Source organism: Bacteriovorax sp. DB6_IX, assembly GCF_000447775.1.
In the GTDB taxonomy this organism is placed as follows: domain Bacteria; phylum Bdellovibrionota; class Bacteriovoracia; order Bacteriovoracales; family Bacteriovoracaceae; genus Halobacteriovorax_A.
In genome coordinates, this window is record NZ_AUNJ01000295.1 from 1 (window position 1) to 278 (window position 278).

General features: G+C 37.1%; 1 protein-coding gene. It reads left to right on the plus strand.

Features of this window, described 5'->3' with window-relative positions; genetic code table 11:
• Nucleotides 1–123 precede the first annotated feature (123 nt).
• Entirely contained in the window at nt 124–228 is a 105-nt protein-coding gene (locus M901_RS18265; RefSeq protein ID WP_369793753.1) for a hypothetical protein, read from the plus strand.
• The last annotated feature ends 50 nt before the right edge of the window (nt 229–278 follow it).

A 278-nucleotide genomic window follows, 5' to 3' on the forward strand; every position in this document is an offset into this window, starting at 1 on the left:
TGTTGGCCTTCTTGGAGTTGCGACGGATCTTTCTGATATTAAAAAGACAGCGTGATATGCTCTTTAAGGCAAAAAGAAGAGGCCATGTTGGCCAATCGAAGTAAAAGCTTCTTCCTGGCGAATATGTCACATGAACTAAGAACTCCGTTGAATGGAATTATCGGTATGCAGAGATTCTTTCAAATACTGATCTCGACAATGATCAGAAGAAAACTAATCAATATATAATGGAAAGCTCACTTCAACTGAGTTCAATTATAAGTGATATTCTGGATTAT